Below are 15,086 nucleotides of genomic sequence, written 5' to 3' on the forward strand. Positions count from 1 at the left end.
TGGATATGTTAACCAATCTATATTAATAATCTAAAAATTAATTCTATGACAGAGTTTAACTCAAAAATCAAGAAGAACTCTCGTATATTGAAAATATTTATGTTTTCAATCTGCGCGCTATTTGCATGTGCTATCAGTAGTCATGCACAGAGTTTAGTGAAAGGAACTGTTACTGATGGTATAGGAGAACCGCTACCAGGAGTAAGTGTTGTCGTAAAAGGAACTACTAATGGCACTATTACAGATGTAAATGGAAAATATAGCATTCAGGCCACCGCAAAAGACATTTTATCATTCTCATATGTTGGAATGTCAGATCAGGAAATAAAGGTAGCAGGTCAGACGACCATTAATGTGGTTATGAAAGATGATGTGGCAGCTTTGGATGAAGTGATTGTGGTAGGATATGGTACTGCCAAGAAGCAATCTTTAACCGGAGCCGTATCTGCGGTGAAAGGCGACGAACTGCTGAAAGCACCGGCAACCAATGTGTCGAGTCTTTTAGGTGGACGTTTGCCAGGTATTTCATCTGTTCAAGTATCTGGTGAACCCGGAGACGATCAGGCTACATTACGAGTTCGTGGCTCTATTTATAATGTTACTTATATAGTAGACGGAATGCCTCGTTCTATTAATGATATTGACCCTAATGATATCGAAAGTGTATCTGTTTTGAAAGATGGAGCTTCTGCAGCTGTTTATGGATTAAAAGGAGCCGGTGGTGTTATTATTATAACTACAAAAAAAGGTCAGGAAGGAAAATCCAAAATCACTTATAATGGTTCAATAGGAGCATCTATGAATGCAAACTTCCCGCAGTTTATGAATGGACCTCAATTTGCATATTATTATAATATGGCTGACATGATGGATAAAATGGCTAATGGAAGCATTTCAAACATTAGTCAATATAATCCCGTTTTTACAAAGGCGAATGTGGAAGCTATGTTGAATGGTGATCCTACTGACGGATGGGATAATGTTAACTATATTGATAAAGTATTTGGAACTGGTATCAACCAGAAACATAATGTAACCATACAAGGAGGCAGTGATAAGATGCGTTACTTTGCTTCTGTGGGTTATTTAGGTCAAAAAGGTAACATTGACAATTTCTCTTACAAGAGATACAATTTAAGAACTAATCTTGAGACTCAACTGGCTAAGAACTTCCAGTTAAGTTTAGGTATTGCAGGAAATGTCGGTAAACGTGAAACTCCGGGATATGCTTCAGGCGGTACGGATTCTAATTCCGAATTGGGTGAACAAGGTTGGTTGTCAGTAGCTCATCAGACTATAATGATGCATCCCTATTTGCCGGAAACATATGACGGACTTTATACTGCTACTACACAGAATAACACAAGTCTGCCCAACAGTCCGTTGGCTGCTATTTATGAATCCGGATACAAGCATACCAATAGCTTTGATTTGCAGACCAACATCTCATTGCAATACAATGTGCCTTGGGTTAAAGGTTTGAGTGTAAAAGTAACCGGAGCTTATGACTATACAACTTCTCATAATAAGAATTTGAATACGCCTTACTCCACATATATACATAAAATGCCGACTTCGACAGCAGATTGGACTTGGTCTAAAGCAGACGATCCTCGCGGCACAGCAAATGGAATAAATTTAGGTGAAGGACAGTATAGTTCTCATCAAATGGTAGGCCAAGGAAGTATAAACTATGCAAGCTCCTTCGGAAAACATAATGTAGAAGCAATGGTATTGGCAGAAATCCGGGATTATAAAGAAAACAGTTTCTCCGGCTATAATAAGAACATGAGTTTCTCTGAACTACCGGAATTGAGCTTTGGACAACCGGCAGACTCTCCAATCTCGGGATACAGTGATGCAAACCGTAGTATTGGTTATGTTTTTCGTTTGAAATATGACTATGACAATAAGTATTTGGCAGAGTTTACAGGTCGATATGATGGTTCTTACAAATTTGCCGGCAATGTTAGTGGGAAACGTTGGGCATTCTTCCCGTCAGCGTCAGTAGCGTGGAGAATATCTAAAGAAGATTTTATGTCTAGTCTGACATTTCTGGATGATATGAAGATACGTGCATCTGTCGGTTTATTAGGAAACGATGCAGTGAGTCCGTATGCTTTCCTTAGTACTTACAATTTGATGGATGGTAACAAAAATGCATACCAGACAATTCTGAATGGAAAAGTAATGCAAGCATTACGCGCCTCTGTAATTGCCAATCCTACTCTAACTTGGGAGAACACCTTAACCTACAATGCAGGATTTGACTTTACGATGTGGAATGGTCTGTTGGGAATGGAGTTTGACGCATTCTATAATTATACCTATGATATTTTGACAGCAATGGGAGGCGATTACCCGCCATCTATGGGAGGATATTATTATACTTATGCCAACTATAATAAGGTGGATAGCAAAGGCGTTGAAGTAACGGTGAGTCATCGTAATAAATTAAACTTGGCAGGTAAGCCATTCTCCTATGGCGCAAGCTTCAATCTGACATTTGCAAGAAACCGTTATCTCCGTTATCCGGATAGTCCGAACACAGTAGAGTGGAGAAAACGCACAGGACGTAGTGTTGATGCTTCTGTTGTGTGGGTTGCAGATGGCTTATTCCGTTCGGAAGAAGAAATAGACAATTCAGCCTGGTATGGCACTCGTCCTAATGTCGGTGATATCAAATACAGAGATTTAAATGGTGATGGTAAAATAGACGAAGATGACAGAACACGTGTTGGACGTGGCAATCGTCCCGAATTAACTTACGGTTTGAACCTGAATTGTGCTTGGAATGGATTCGATTTAAGTGCACAATTTACTGGAGGTGCACTGTTTGATGTATCGTTGACAGGAACTTATTACAATGGATATGACGATAATACAGTCTGGACACAGGCATTTAAAGAAGGAGCCAACTCACCACTATATCTGGTTCAGAATGCATATACAGTAGAAAATCCGAATGGAACATTCCCACGACTTACACTGGGTAATCAAGGACACGGAGGAGATAATGGATTAGCTTCCACTTTCTGGTTGCGTAACGGTAGATACCTTCGTCTCAAATCCGCACAATTGGGTTACACATTCCCCAAGAGATGGATGAGTCCTGTCGGTATTCAGAATCTTAGAATTTATGTAGAAGGTTCTAATTTATTCACGATTTCCGGTCTTCCTGATGGAATCGATCCTGAATCTCCGGGAGTAAATAACGGATACTATCCTCAACAACGCACCATTATGGGCGGTATAACTTTGACTTTCTAAACCTTTAAAAGTTCTATTATGAAAACAAAAGTATTAAGTATCATATTGTTGGGAGCCTCTTTAGGGCTTGGCTCATGTAGTGATTATCTGGACATGACTCCAACAGACAGAGCATCAGATAAACTTGTATGGAGTAAACTCGACTATGCAGAACAGGCAGTCAACGATTTCTATCGCTATATAGATTATTTAGGAGTCTACAGGGATGGACAATGTTTGGCAGGAATGACAGAAGCTCTGACAGATCAGCTTAAATATGGTTCCTACAATTATATGGCTAAATGTCAGATACCTAGTGAAATTGCTTATGGAGGTTCTGTTCTCACAGTGAATTATGTTAGTACTTACCTTGGCAACTGGGGGACGATGTACGAATATGTGCGCCGTGTCAATGAAGGTATCAACAAATTAAAGAAATATGCTTCATTTGGTCAGGCTGATGAAGAACGCTTGGAAGCTGAAATGCGTTTCTTCAGAGGGTATCTCTATACAGATTTATTAAAGCGTTATAAAGAAGTGATTATATACGATGAGAATCTGGATAATATAAAAAAGGATATGCCAGTTAGTTCGGAAGCCGACGGATGGAATTTTGTATATAATGATCTAAAATATGCCGGTGAACATTTGCCTGTTGATAAAACTCCTAACGGACGTTTAACTAGCGGAGCTGCTTATGCAATGTTATCGAGAGCTATGTTGTATGCGGAAAGATGGGATGACGCTCGTATCGCAGCTGAAAAGGTGATGGGAATGGGCTATGAATTAGAAGCAAAAGAAGACTATTCAAATGCCTTTAAAGCAGGAAGCAAAGAAGCCATTCTACAATATTGTTATGATAAGAGTTCCACTGTGACTCATGACTTTGATGGATATATGGTTCCTGGAGGTGATAAAGCGCTCGACGGCAATTCCATGACTGGAGGATTCGGTACCCCGACACAAGAAATGGTTGAATCGTATGAATATGCAGATGGTAGTGGCTTCCCCGATTGGAGTGCATGGCATACTGCTGAAGGTACTACAACGATTCCTCCTTATGCCAAATTGGAACCACGTTTTAAAGCTACCATTCTCTATAATGGAGCAACATGGAAAGGCAGACCGATAGAATCTTTCGTAAACGGTACTGATGGTTGGGCTGCATGGAAAACAGATGCCAAACCGGAAGGACGTTCTACTACCGGGTATTATTTACGTAAACTGGTAGATGAAGCTCATAATTTTACTTCCATACAAGCCAGTACACAGCCATGGACCGAAATTCGTTACGCAGAGGTATTACTGAATCATGCAGAAGCATGTTATCATCTGAATGGCTATACGGATAAGGCAAATAAAGACATAAAAGATATTCGTAACAGAGTGGGATTGTCTTACACAGACAAAAGTGGGGATGATTTAATGAAAGCCATCCGTCAGGAACGCAAAGTAGAACTTGCTTATGAAGGACATTATTATTGGGACATGCGTCGTTGGAAATTATCTGCGACAGCATTTACCGGTATTCGTCTTCATGGAATGAAAATAGAGAAAAATGCAAATGGGTCTTTCACTTACATTTATACAGAATGTGATGATAAAGATCGTAATTTCCCGACTAAGATGTATCGTTTCCCAATGCCACAGGCAGAGTTGGACAATAACGGTGCGGTAACTCAATATGCAGAATGGCAATAAATCTAAAATGAAAACATTATGAAAAAGAATATACTATATCTATTATTAGGGATTTTGGCTCTCACGAGTTCTTGCCAGGATCCGGAATATGTGCTTCCTACTGCGGACAGACAGGGAATCACGAGCTTGACTGCACTCTTTACTTCTGGGCCATACGTGGATAAAGAGGCTGTGGTATATACTATTGCAGATGCTTCTGTAGATAAGTATGTAATTCCTATGCCATGGTATTATCCGGAAAATAGTGATAATGAAACTTCAGAATATATGAAAGCGATGAGGATTCAGGCAAAGTTGGCACCAAACTGTACTATTGAACCGGTTCTTTCAATTCTCGATCTGACTAAAGAGAATTATTTCACTTATACAGACGCTCAAGGATATAAGAAACAAATCTGCATCACAGGCGAAAGAGTTAAGTCTACTAAGTGTCAGTTATTAAGTTTCTCAATACCGTCTGAAGACATTACAGGCATTATTGATGAAGACCACAAAACTGTATCTTTAATCTCTGCGGAAGATTTATCTTCTTGCTTGGCAGATTATTCACTGTCGGCTCATGCGACCATGTCACCGGATCCTAAAACAGAGCCTCTTAATTTTAATTCACCTGTTGAGCTTACAGTGATTGCTCACGATGGAGTGACAAAGCAAACTTATACTATTCAAAAAGCAGTACCGGATAAGATTCCTTACGGATATAGAAAAGGTAGTGAGACAGAATTATTTAAATTGGATATGGGAGTTATCGGCTTACCTTGGACTGGAGCAAATGCACCTTCTTTAGCTGTTTCCGGAAATAATCTGGTAGTTTGCTTGGGTGATGGTACCACAACTCCTGCATATTACAATGCATCTACGGGAAATAAGATTGGTAATGTAACTTTGGGTAGTGTGAGTGTTGCATCTTTAGGATGTATGACAAGTGATAGTAGGGGAAATATATTATTAGCAACGAAGGCTACTAATGGCAAGTCTTTCTCAATCTATAAGACTTCTTCTGTTACGACTGCTCCAACTTTATTGACTACTTATACTAATAATACAGGGTTAGATATGGGTACGAAAGTGTCTGTTCAAGGAGATATTAATACTAATGCCTCTATTATTGCTACTTGTGACGGAACAGCCAGTTCAGGTTCCAATAAGTTTGTTCGTTGGATTATAACAGACGGTGTATTGGGAAGTCCTCAAGTAGTAACAGTGAATGGTGTAGGTAATTGGGGAGCTCCCGCATCAAACACTAAAGTTGTGACTAAAGGAACTACTGCTCAAAGTGATTATTTCTTGTCATACTATGATTCTAACATTCTTTATTGGGTGAATGGAACAAATAATAATGCAAGTAAATCTCTGGAAGACTCCGACAATGGTAATTCTTGGGCAATGAATAACAACTGTCTGGATACAAGAAGCTTTAATAATGCACAATATCTTGTATTGGTATGTACAGCTCATTTCCCGCAATGGGGTGGAACTCCATGCTTATATATGTATGATGTAACGTCAGACGGATCATTCACTGGTACAATATCTACTTCAGATGCTCTGTCATTCAATCCTTCACTTTCCTCATACAATTCATCCGATGGTGTAGCTGCAACAGGTGATGTATTGCTTGCTCCGACAACAGATGGATATAAGCTCCGTGCTTACTACGTGGATAACAACTGTAAGGTTATCGGAGGATATGAGTTTGATTGTATCGACAAATAATTAATTGATCTCTTTATCTCATATATGATGAGAAAATACCCATTCATCATATATGAGATAAAGAAATCTGTAAATCATTTAAAGGAGTAGCTATATGTCAACAAAGAAAAAAATGTTATGGTTATTATCATTACTGCCTTTTTTCATAGCATGTGGTGATGATAACACTGATATCCCGGATTGGCCATGGGCGGAGCCGGAGACTCCAACTGAACCTGTTGAAGCCAATCCTGATATTGTAAATTTAGGCTGGGCCAATGTGAAAAGCACTTATGGAACCTTGCCTGAACATATCAACGTATATAAATCACCAGAAACACTGGAAGGCAAAAAAGCGATAGCTTATATTGCGGTAGGTGATATGAGTAAGGCAGCATTTGGTGTATTAGGAGAAAAGACTGGATTGAAAAAGCCAAAAGAATTTTATGAAGAGAACAACTCCACAATTGTAATCAATGGAGGTTTCTTCTATGAGGGGTCATTAAGCCTAATATGGCGTAACGGTGAAATGGTGTGTAAGAACAATGATGTAACAGCAGAAGATTGGACTAACGGTCCATTCTGGTATCCTGTATTAGCTGCATTCTGTGAAATGAATGATGGCTCATTCAAATCAATGTGGACTTACACAACACTATCCAATGTTACTTATTGGTATTCGGAGCCCTCACCGGTAAAATCAGAAACAACTCCTAATGAAAATTTTCCGTCTACAGGAACTGTCTTAAATGCTAAAACAGGAATAGGCGGTGGCCCCGTACTTCTGTTGGATGGAAACATAAAGAATACATACGAAGAAGAAGTTTTATCAGATATTGGCGCCACGGTGAACAGACCTCGTTCGGCTATTGGTATCACCAATGATAAGAAAATGATTCTTTTTGTGTGTGAAGGAGATGGAATGACAACGGGAGTTGCCGGTATGACCACCGAAAATGTAGCTAATATCATGAAAACACTGGGATGTACGGATGCTATCAATTTGGATGGCGGTGGTTCCAGTTGCATGTTAGTCAATGGGCAAGAGACTATCAAGACAAGTGACTCCAGCGGAGACGAAAGATCCGTAGCATCAGTAGTCACTCTTAAATAAAAAATGTACTGCGGATATATCAGGCAGTATATACCTAATAAAACAAGTATGATATGAGAAAATTTCTAAAAATACTAATACTGACTTTCTTGGGAGCAGTTACAATAACCTCCTGTAGTGATGATTCTGATGGAATTCCCGGATGGCCGTGGAACGATAATTCGACAGAAAAGCCGGACGAGCCGGATGTTGCAGAAGCTAAGCCACGATATATTTGGATTGATGCGGCTGCTAATTTTCCTGACTATGCCAATAGTAAGGAAAACATAGCCAAAGATATGGAAAAGATAAAAGCGGCAGGATTCACTGATATTATTGTCGATGTACGTCCCACTACAGGAGATGTATTATTCAATACTAATGTTGTAGATCAGGTGAAACGTATGGATGTATGGGGTAATTCCGGATATAGTTATTATGAAAGGACGGAAACTTGGGATTACTTACAGGCATTTATTGATGAGGCTCGTATACAAGGATTAAAAGTGAATGCTTCTATCAATACATTTGTAGGAGGCTATTTATGTCCGTATAATTTGGGACATGATGGAGTCTTGTTCCGTGATGAATCAAAAAAAGGATGGGCAAGTGTAGCTAATCTGACTGATGGGCTAACGAATACAATGGATTTGTTGGATGATGAAACCGATTATGGAGCGAAATTCTTCAATCCCGCTAATGATGATGTACAAAACTTTGTTTTACAGTTGTTGGCCGACTTGGCTAAATATGATTTGGATGGCATCATATTGGATCGTTGTCGTTATGATGACTATGGCTTAGAAAGCGATTTTTCAGATATTTCCAAACAGAAGTTCGAAGAATACATCGGTGAAACTATAGCAAACTTCCCGGCAGATATTATGGCACCCGGTACGGATGAAATACCTTCTGACCAGCCTGTTTATTTTAAGAAGTGGTTGGAATTCAGAGCGAAAGTTATTCATGATTTCATAGTAAAGGCACGCGAGAAAGTTAAATCTGTCAATAACAATATCAAGTTTGGAGTTTATGTTGGTGCCTGGTATTCAACGTACTATACATCAGGCGTGAACTGGGCCAGTCCTAAATACAACACCTCCGCTTATTATCCGAAATGGGCTACTTCCGATTATAAGAATTATGGATATGCGGACCATTTGGACTATATCTTTTTGGGTGCTTATGCTTCCGTGAACAATATATATGGAAGTGGCGAATGGACCATGGAAGGTTTTTGTAAGAATGGACGTGAACTGTTACAAGGAGATGTACCTTTTGCAGGCGGACCAGATATCGGTAACAGTACCGGATGGACTGACGGAGGACAATCTGCAAAAATTCCGGATGCTATTGATGCTTGTATCAGTAATAGTGACGGCTTCTTTGCCTTCGACCTTTGCCACGTTAAGAAATACGACTATTGGAACGCTTTTAAAACAGGCTTTGATAAATATCTGGAATCTATCGAAGAATGAGGTTTGAACTAACCAACTAATTATGAAAATATATTTATTACAATTCTTTTTATTAATAGGTCTGGGCTTGAATTTACAAGCCCAGATTCCTTCTAACCCTATTCGCGGGAAAGTAACCTGTAATGGGACAGGAGTCCCGGGGGTAGTAGTGACCGACGGAATAGACTGTGTGTTGACTGACCAACAAGGCCAATATACTCTCCCCCCTAATAGGAATGTGCGTTTCATTTATTTATCCACTCCTTCCGGATATTTACCGAAAACAGAACAAACAATACCTTTATTCTATCAGAAGCTGAATCCGGCCAAGCAAGATATTTACGACTTCGAATTGGTAAGAAATCCGCAAAATGAGATCAATCATTTGTTTTTGGTGCAGGCAGATGCGCAGGTTACTTCCGAAGATGACGTAAAGGCTTATGCTAAATATCTGCAAGATATGAAAGAATATATTCGTCCGTATATGGGCAAAAAAGAAGTATTCGGCATAGATTGTGGGGATATCGTAGGAGATACTCCTTCTTTATATCCTTCCTATATAGATACGGTATCATCATTAGAGATTCCCATCTATCGGGCAATTGGTAATCACGACATGACGTATGGAGGGCGTACTTTTGAATATTCTTATCGCACTTTCGAAAGTTATTTCGGTCCTATCTACTATTCATTAAATAAAGGTAATGCTCATTATATCGTGCTTGACAATTGCTTTTATGTCAACCGTGATTATCAATATATAGGTTACATTGATGAACGTACTTTCCAATGGCTGGAGAAAGACCTCTCTTATGTGCCCAAAGACAAACTTGTCTTTGTAGTGATGCATATTCCTTCCAGTCTTCAGAAGAAGCTAAGATATAACACGCTAGATCAAGATGAAACGGTCAATACAGCTGCACTATATAAATTATTGGAAGGTTATAATGCCCACATCATTTCCGGACATACACATTTTAATGTAAACGTATGTTTTAATGACTCATTAATGGAACATAACACAGCTGCCGTATGCGGTACTTGGTGGCGTGCAGATATTAATGTGGATGGTACTCCGAGGGGATATGGGGTATATGAAGTAGACGGGAACCAAGTGAAATGGCTATATAAAAGTGCAGGCTACCCGAAAGAGCATCAATTACATGTATATCAGGCCGGATCATCTGACGAGTACCCTTCCGATATTATTGCTAACGTATGGAACTGGGATGAACAGTGGAAAGTGGAATGGTATGAAAACGGAAAGCGAATGGGAGAAATGCAACGCTACAAAGGATATGATCCTGCAGCCAAAGCAATCTGTTCTGACAAAGAAAAGGTGAAATATGAATGGATTTCCCCAGTTCTTACCGAACATCTATTTCATGCTACTCCCCGTAATAAAAATGCTAAAATAGAAGTGAAAGTAACAGATCGCTTCGGCAATGTGTATACTGAAGCTGTCGAAAACAAATAAGAATCATATGTTGAAAGCCAAATATTTTATATTATTGATATGCTTCTCCTTTCTCCTGAAAACAGAAGCGAAAGTAACCCTTACTTCCATTTGGGGGGATAATATGGTGTTACAGCAACAATCGGAAGTTACTTTTTCCGGAACAGCGACTTCGGGAAAACGTGTGCAGGCTACCGCTTCATGGAATAATAAAAAAATCCAAACGAATGTTGATGCAAAAGGTGAATGGAAACTTTCTCTCCAAACACCGGTAGCTGGAGGTCCGTATAGTATTACGTTCTCGGATGGAGAGGACCTCACATTGCAGAATATTTTAATAGGAGAAGTCTGGTTCTGTTCCGGACAGTCGAATATGGAAATGCCAGTGAAAGGATTCCGTGGACAGCCTGTGTTTGGTTCCCAGCCATACATTGTATCTGCTAATCCCAAACGTCCACTGCGTCTCTATACTGTAAAAAATGCCTGGAGTACCATTCCACAGGAAGCTGGGGTGGACGGAGAATGGAAAGAAGCCTCTCCGGAAGATGTTGCTGATTTCAGTGCAACTGCCTATTTCTTTGGCAATCAGTTACAGCAATCTTTGGATGTTCCTGTCGGTCTGATACATTGTTCCTGGAGCATGTCAAAAATAGAGGCTTGGATGAATAAAGAGACTTTATCGGGCTTTCCGGAAATAGCATTGCCTGATGTAATACAGAGAGAGTTCGGGTGGACGGCAGGGACTCCTACATTATTGTGGAATGCAATGGTGAATCCATGGAAAGGATTTCCTGTTAAAGGAGTGATTTGGTATCAAGGTGAAGCAAACACACCCGATCCCGGATTATATAAGAGATTATTTCCTGCAATGGTTTCTCAATGGAGAACATTCTTCAACAATCCCCAAATGCCATTTTATTACGTACAGATTGCACCATGGAAATCGGAAGGCAATGATAAACTGGATTGGGCTTGGTTCCGCCAGTGTCAGTTGGAGTTGATGTCAGCTGTTCCAAATGTTGGAATGGTGACCACAGGTGATGCCGGGAGTGAAAACTTTATTCATTCGCCCTATAAGATAAAGGTCGGTGAACGACTGGCTTATTGGGCATTGGCAAAAACGTATCATCGTAAAGGTATTCAATATTCCGGTCCTATATACAAATCCCACCGAGTAAAAGGGAATGTAGTAGAAATAGACTTTGAACATGGTGAAGAAGGATTGATCCCGGAAAATCAAAACGTGAAAGGATTTGAAATAGTGGGGACGGATGGTATATTCCGACCGGCCAAAGCGGAAATTATCAATGGTTCTTCTACTGTAGAGGTCTGGAATGATTCGATCAATGCCCCCATAGAGGTACGTTATTGTTTCCGGAATTATATGTTGGGAGAATTATGCAATAATGCGGCTATTCCTGCTTCTCCTTTCCGGATTGTAATCAAAAAGAAACCTGCGTTAATGTGGTTCGATGCCGAAGCTAACTTCGAACGTTTCAGCCATAAAGACTCGATTGACTATTATTTGGAGAAAATCAAATCAGTAGGTTTCACTCATGCAATAGTGGATATACGGCCCATTACGGGAGAAGTACTTTATCAAAGTCAGTTTGCTCCACAAATGAAAGAGTGGAAAGGCGCAAAGGCCGGGAATTTTGATTATTTGCAATACTTCATTAAAAAAGGGCACGAATTGGGTCTTGAGATTCATGCTTCATTAAATGTATTCTGTGCCGGACACAATTATTTCGATCGTGGAATGGTATATAGTGGACATCCGGACTGGGCATCCATGGTATATACTCCCGATAAAGGCATTATTCCGATTACGGAAGAAAAACAAAAATATGGTGCTATGATTAATCCTCTGAATGAGGAGTATCGTGCGCATATTCTAAATGTACTGAAAGAAGTAGTGACCAAATACCCTGATTTGGATGGTTTGATGCTCGACCGCGTACGCTATGATGGTATAACAGCCGACTTCTCACCGCTTTCACGCGAAAAGTTTGAAGCGTATATAGGTAAGAAAGTGGCGAAGTTCCCCGAAGATATTTTTGTTTGGAAGAAGAATACGGATGGGAAGTTTATCACACAACCGGGAAAGTATTTCCAGAAATGGATGGAATGGAGAACGAAAAACATTACTGATTTTATGGCATTGGCACGTAAGGAAGTGAAAGCCGCCAATCCAAAAGTTTCTTTCGGCACATATACCGGAGCTTGGTATCCGTCTTACTATGAAGTGGGAGTTAATTTCGCCAGCAAAAAGTATGATCCGGCTAAAGACTTCAGTTGGGCCACTCCCGAATATAAAAATTATGGATACGCGGAACTGATCGATTTGTATGCAACCGGAAATTACTATACAGACATAACGATAGAGGAATACAAGAAAACGAACCGCAACATCTGGAACGAGACAGATTCGCAGGCTCAAGCCGGTACATGGTACTGTGTAGAAGGTTCCTGTCAGCACTTGCGTCAGATTCTTAAAGACAACAAGTTTATGGGCGGCATCTTGGTGGATCAGTTCTATGATAATCCGGGGAAATTATCCGAAACAATAGAGATGAACCTTCGTCGATCGGATGGACTAATGGTATTCGATATAGTACACATCATCCAAAAGAATCTTTGGAAAGAAGTAGAAAAAGGAATGCGCGAGGGGGGAGCTTTATGAACAACAGAGCTTTAGCTTTAGATGCCTTACGGGGATATGCAATTATTACGATGGTGCTTTCGGCTACCATCGTAACGCATGTTCTTCCCGGTTGGATGAGTCATGCTCAAACGCCTCCGCCAGATCATGTGTTTAATCCTCTGTTGCCCGGTATTACTTGGGTAGATCTTGTGTTTCCTTTTTTCCTGTTCGCTATGGGAGCCGCGTTTCCTTTTTCCATAAGGAAGCGTGCTGAAAAAGGTGATTCAAAATTAAAACTTGTCTATGAAGCTGTCAAACGGGGGATTCAGTTGACTTTCTTTGCTATTTTCATCCAGCATTTTTATCCGTATATGTTAAGTTCTCCGCAGGATATCAGAGCATGGCTGCTGGCTATACTCTGTTTTGCTGTTCTATTTCCCATGTTCATGCGCATTCCTTTGAAAATGCCGGATTGGGTACATATTTCAATAAAAGTGGGAGCTTACATTGTCGCTGCCATTATGTTGGCTACCACTTCTTATGCGGATGGGAAAACATTCAGCTTATTCTCCAGCAACATTATCATTTTGCTGTTGGCTAATATGGCTATTTTCGGTTCTATCCTTTACATTTTCACAATGCATAATCGTTGGATGCGTTTAGGAATTCTGATATTGCTGATGGCTATGATAGTAGGGAGTACGGTTGACGGTTCGTGGACACAGAGTGTATTTAATTATACTCCTCTGCCGTGGATGTATCGGTTTGATTATTTGAAATACTTATTTATCGTTATTCCCGGCAGTATAGCCGGGGAGTATTTAGCGGAGTGGATGAAAGCATATCAAAAAGAGACGGATGATTATGCTACATCTCCTTATCGTAAAATGAGTATTATGTTGATGATATTATCCGTTGTTATCATCATTAGCAATCTTTACGGTCTATACACTCGTTATTTGGTTGTCAACCTTGTATTTACTGTTTTATTGTTATTAGCTGGTAAGTGTATATTTCCACGTAAAGTGGATGGAATAGCTTTATTATGGAGAAAGTTGTTTAACGCAGGGGCATATTTACTTCTTCTGGGTTTGTGCTTTGAGCCTTTCCAGGATGGTATTAAAAAAGATCCAACTACTTTTAGTTATTTCTTTGTCACTTCCGGATTGGCTTTTCTAGCTCTTTTATTTCTAAGTATCGTTTGTGATTATTTCCGGTGTGTGAAAAGTACTCGTTTTTTGGTGATGTCCGGTCAGAATCCGATGATAGCTTATGTGGTCGGCGATTTGTTGATTATGCCATTGGCTAATATACTTGGAATTGCTTCATTATTATCTTATTTTCAACAAAATGCCTGGTTGGGATTTCTTCAGGGAGCAATCCTTACTTCTTTAGCTGTTTTAGTAACTATGTTCTTCACAAAAATCAAGTGGTTTTGGAGAACATAAATATCAATATGAGTAGTTTATATCAAATTGATCGACAAACTGTCGTTTTTTCTTTGATTTTATTATTTCTCACTTTTTGTAAATGAGAGAAAGTAGAAAGAGAAAACAATAAAATACGGTATTTATATACATAATTACGAATAAAAGAACGGTCATTTGCATATAAATTACCGTATTATTATAGAAAAACACACGCTTGATTGTAATGAAACGTACGGTTAGTTTTAAAGAAACACACGGTTGGTTTTAAAGAAACGTCACGTACATTTAAAAGGAAGCATATTCTGCTCGTAAAAACATGATTTATTGATTTATTAGAAGTGCTTTGATGAATTTGTTTTAT

The 15,086-nt window shown here is 39.5% G+C and carries 8 protein-coding genes; all 8 read left to right on the forward strand.

All coding sequences use genetic code 11. The features are described from left to right. Nucleotides 1–45: 45 nt before the first annotated feature. The 8 genes from AB5217_RS12045 to AB5217_RS12080 all read left to right on the forward strand — a co-directional run bounded on the left by AB5217_RS12045 (nucleotide 46) and on the right by AB5217_RS12080 (nucleotide 14,743). The gene (locus AB5217_RS12045; protein WP_004319081.1) at nucleotides 46–3,270 is read left to right on the forward strand and encodes a SusC/RagA family TonB-linked outer membrane protein; all 3,225 of its coding nucleotides are present in this window, start codon (nucleotides 46–48) and stop codon (nucleotides 3,268–3,270) included. A gap of 18 nt (nucleotides 3,271–3,288) precedes the next feature. After that, nucleotides 3,289–4,950: a RagB/SusD family nutrient uptake outer membrane protein gene (locus tag AB5217_RS12050; RefSeq protein WP_032846665.1), complete on the forward strand. Its 1,662-nt coding sequence runs from the start codon at nucleotides 3,289–3,291 to the stop codon at nucleotides 4,948–4,950. An 18-nt stretch (nucleotides 4,951–4,968) separates the two neighbouring features. Next, nucleotides 4,969–6,666, forward strand: coding sequence for a DUF5018 domain-containing protein (locus AB5217_RS12055; protein WP_004308394.1), 1,698 nt, complete (start codon nucleotides 4,969–4,971; stop codon nucleotides 6,664–6,666). A gap of 94 nt (nucleotides 6,667–6,760) precedes the next feature. Next, nucleotides 6,761–7,759, forward strand: coding sequence for a phosphodiester glycosidase family protein (locus AB5217_RS12060; protein WP_032846663.1), 999 nt, complete (start codon nucleotides 6,761–6,763; stop codon nucleotides 7,757–7,759). A 53-nt stretch (nucleotides 7,760–7,812) separates the two neighbouring features. Beyond that, nucleotides 7,813–9,216: an alpha amylase family protein gene (locus AB5217_RS12065; protein WP_032846661.1), complete on the forward strand. Its 1,404-nt coding sequence runs from the start codon at nucleotides 7,813–7,815 to the stop codon at nucleotides 9,214–9,216. A 22-nt stretch (nucleotides 9,217–9,238) separates the two neighbouring features. Beyond that, complete coding sequence (locus AB5217_RS12070; protein WP_004308395.1) at nucleotides 9,239–10,672, forward strand: calcineurin-like phosphoesterase C-terminal domain-containing protein; 1,434 nt, start codon at nucleotides 9,239–9,241, stop codon at nucleotides 10,670–10,672. A gap of 7 nt (nucleotides 10,673–10,679) precedes the next feature. After that, a complete protein-coding gene (locus AB5217_RS12075; RefSeq protein WP_032846667.1) occupies nucleotides 10,680–13,334 on the forward strand; it encodes an alpha amylase family protein in 2,655 nt (884 codons plus the stop codon). Next, entirely contained in the window at nucleotides 13,331–14,743 is a 1,413-nt protein-coding gene (locus tag AB5217_RS12080; protein WP_032846659.1) for a DUF5009 domain-containing protein, read from the forward strand. Before AB5217_RS12075 ends, AB5217_RS12080 begins: the two co-directional genes overlap by 4 nt. Nucleotides 14,744–15,086 lie beyond the last annotated feature (343 nt).

Origin of the sequence: Bacteroides sp. MSSM.1001136sp1_RTP21357st2_D2_RTP21359_211015 (assembly GCF_040913205.1) — a bacterium.
GTDB classification, from domain to species: domain Bacteria; phylum Bacteroidota; class Bacteroidia; order Bacteroidales; family Bacteroidaceae; genus Bacteroides; species Bacteroides ovatus.